Genomic DNA, 2,447 nt, shown 5'->3' with positions numbered 1-2,447 from the left:
AAACAAAATATGTAACTTTAATCCCGTAACAACAGTTATACAAATACGTTGGCAGTAATAAAAAACAGTACACTTTGTCGATAATTATTGCAAACATTAATAATAAAGAATGCTTCTTTTTCTCTGACACGAAAGTGACATTACCTAGTGCTGACCCGACAGTTTTTGGAGAACAAAAATTAAGATTAGCACCAGAGGAAGGAAGTTTAAAAGTTCATATTTTACAGAGAAGAATTTGTATTGCTTTTGCAGGTACAGTCGAAATTTGTGAGCAAATAATTCAAAGTCTTTTTAGGGAAAAGCCTGATAGAATACCTGAATATCTTCAAGCAAATCTCATAAGAGAAAATGATGATTCTGAATTTATTCTTGCTTTAGTAGATAAAGAACATAACCCTAGACTATTCCATATTGACCAAAAAAAATGTGAAGAAGGAATATCCTTTTGGATTGGTAGTCAAAAAGCTTTTTCAGAATTTCAGAGTTTCTTTGTTGAGTCTAGCATAAATAACTTAATGGAAAAGACTAATTGGTCCTTCAAAAAAATGATAGAAAATACAAATGAGCCGATAATAGGAGACTTTATAATAGGTGCACATTTTGTTGAAAGGTACTCATCCTTTATTTATCAAGATTCACTTTCTTATAGTGGTAGTTTGAAGACGATCAAAATATCAGAGCATATGTCAACTCAAATAGGAAACGAAACAAATGAAGATGGAGCATTTATAGTAGCAAACTTGATTTCTGACCAAGTGTATAAACCTGCAATTTGCCTATATTTTGAACTTGGTGATGTTGCATTTTTATACTTTCCAATATCAGAAAATAAAAAGGAAACTCGGCCAAAAGTGATAAGAATAGAAAACCGGAAAGAATTACAAGATTATGTAAAAGAGCATTATGATTTGAATTTGATTGGATTCACTAATGAACAAGGAAGAATAAATTATAAATAAATACTACTGCCAACAAGGTGTATAATTAATTGCGGCTGAATTTCCGCACCGGAAATTCAATCTTATTAATTATCTTTCCGAAACATCGGAAAACGACTCGCGTCCTTTCCCGCAAAAAATCATACACAAATACGTTATCTACAATTACAAGAAATGAAATTTGAACTTAAACATATAGATGATTTAACTCCTGAGGATTTTATAAATCATAATATTTGGGTTCAATATTACTCTGGGGATGAAATTGACTTTATTGAGGAAGAAGGTTATAATAGAAAAGAAGTTGAATCCAAATTAAAAGAAGTTGATTGGTCTGACGAATATTGGTTTAAATCTTTTCCGACAAAAGAAGTTACTCCATATATGTTTACTAGATATTATGCCCAATTTGAACTCCCAAACAAAAAGGTGATTGATGGATATGTAGAATTCACAGAATATAGTGGAATCCAAAATTACTCTCTTTATATTGACGGAGAATTTATTGGATTAAATATACATCACTCTGATATGAATGAAGAGGAGGAAATTGAATTGAAAAATAAATTAGCCTTGAATGAACTCTATCCTATGAAAGTGAAATGTTCAAGTAATATTAAAGTGGATGAAGAATTTAATCCGAATAAAAAGTAGATAACACGGTGTATAAAACATAACTAATAAGTACTTAACCGAAAGGTTTCTGTGTATTTATAAAGTCCGCCAAATTTTTAATTTGGCTTTTTAAAAGAGAAAAATTAAAAACAAAATATAAAAATTCGGCTCTGTGTTAATCCGAAAAGTTAGTGTCTTTTTGCACGCTACGTTCCATACACAAGTCCGTTGTGGTGCATTTGAGATAAACATTGTGAATTTAAAAGAAAAATTAGATAAAATAGATTCCGAAATTGAAAACGGATTGAAATTCAAAGCGACTGACAGATTGCGGAATTTAATTCAGGAAAATCCCAATGAAATTGAATTGTGGAATAAACTCGCTGAACTTTATTACGAAAGTGGGTTTTTCGACTCTGCTGGAAAATATTGGATTCTGACTGAACCAACTGACGACAGAATAAAAAAATGTGTTGAGATTTACGAAAAATCAGTAAATAATTCAGGATATCAAATTTTGAAGGAACTGGTTTTTCGTGGAGACAAATCAAAGCTATCTGATTATGCTCAAAAAAAGTTGACGGAATTGGAATCTGATAGTAAAGAAAAAGCTAATTACATTCCAAAATTTAATCCTAAAACGAATAAACAAAAGAAAAATAATTCTAACCAAGAACAAACATTTAAGGAAAAATTAGGCGGATTTATTTTTTTCTCGATTTTAGTTTCAATTATAATTTTGATAATTATTGGTTTTGTGACTGTAGTACAATGGATATTTTGAGAATAAAAAACAACACCACAACAAGGTGTATAATTAATTGCGGCTGAATTTCCTCACCGGAAATTCAATCTTATTAATTATCTTTCCGCAACATCGGAAAAGAACTCGCG

3 protein-coding genes are annotated in these 2,447 nt (G+C 30.4%); all 3 read left to right on the top strand.

What is annotated here, in order from left to right:
* Positions 1-74 precede the first annotated feature (74 nt).
* The 3 genes from ACOSP6_RS00355 to ACOSP6_RS00345 all read left to right on the top strand — a co-directional run bounded on the left by ACOSP6_RS00355 (position 75) and on the right by ACOSP6_RS00345 (position 2,337).
* Entirely contained in the window at positions 75-959 is an 885-nt protein-coding gene (locus ACOSP6_RS00355; protein WP_422093725.1) for a hypothetical protein, read from the top strand.
* Between the two features lie 153 nt (positions 960-1,112).
* Positions 1,113-1,592, top strand: a complete 480-nt coding sequence (locus ACOSP6_RS00350; protein ID WP_422093724.1) for a hypothetical protein — start codon at positions 1,113-1,115, stop codon at positions 1,590-1,592.
* A 133-nt stretch (positions 1,593-1,725) separates the two neighbouring features.
* A complete protein-coding gene (locus tag ACOSP6_RS00345) occupies positions 1,726-2,337 on the top strand; it encodes a DUF6584 family protein (RefSeq protein ID WP_422093723.1) in 612 nt (203 codons plus the stop codon).
* Positions 2,338-2,447 lie beyond the last annotated feature (110 nt).

It is taken from the genome of Tenacibaculum sp. MEBiC06402, assembly GCF_049239625.1.
Lineage (GTDB): Bacteria > Bacteroidota > Bacteroidia > Flavobacteriales > Flavobacteriaceae > Polaribacter.
Note: the sequence above shows the minus strand (reverse complement) of the source record. Positions and strands in the feature narration are given on the sequence as shown.